Annotated in this window: 1 protein-coding gene; it reads left to right on the top strand. The window is 62.9% G+C overall.

Annotated elements, in window-relative coordinates:
- On the top strand, positions 1 to 665 hold a 665-nt coding region (locus tag RYB09_RS27085), incomplete at both ends, for a condensation domain-containing protein (protein WP_316891020.1).

Below are 665 nucleotides of genomic sequence, written 5' to 3'. Positions count from 1 at the left end.
GTCTGGGAAGGGCTTGAGCAGCCGGTACAGGTGGTTTGGCGCAACGCGAAACTGAGTCTGGAAGAGGTGGCCATCGATCCCCTCGACGGTGACGTGCTGACACGACTGCGCGAGCGTTTTGACCCACGACACTATCGCCTGGACATCGGCCAGGCGCCGCTGATGCGCATCGCCTATGCCGAGGACACCACCCACCAGCGTCTGGTCGGCATGTTGCTGTTCCACCATCTGGCGCTGGATCACACTTCGCTGGAAGTGGTAGTGGAGGAAATGCAGGCCAGCCTGCAGGGTCAGATCGAGCAATTGCCGGCCCCGGTGCCTTATCGCAACCATGTGGCACAGGCGCGTCTGGGTATCAGCCAGGCTGAACACGAAGCGTTTTTCCGCGACATGCTCGGCGACATCGACGAACCGACTCTGGCTTACGGCATACAGGACGTGCAGGGCGATGGCAGTGGCATCGAGGAAGTGAATCAGCTACTCGACAGCCAACTGAGCAGCCGTATACGCAGCATTGCGCGGCAGTTGGGGGTCAGCGCTGCAAGCCTGGCCCACCTGGCATGGGCTCAGGTGGCTGGTCGGGTCTCGGGGCGCGAAGAAGTCGTGTTCGGCACCGTACTGATGGGCAGGATGCAGGGCGGCAACGGTGCCGACCGGGCGCTGGG

It is taken from the genome of Pseudomonas syringae group sp. J254-4 (genome assembly GCF_032586855.1).
Taxonomy (GTDB): Bacteria; Pseudomonadota; Gammaproteobacteria; order Pseudomonadales; family Pseudomonadaceae; genus Aquipseudomonas; species Aquipseudomonas amygdali.
This window is presented reverse-complemented; position numbering and strand designations above follow the sequence as displayed.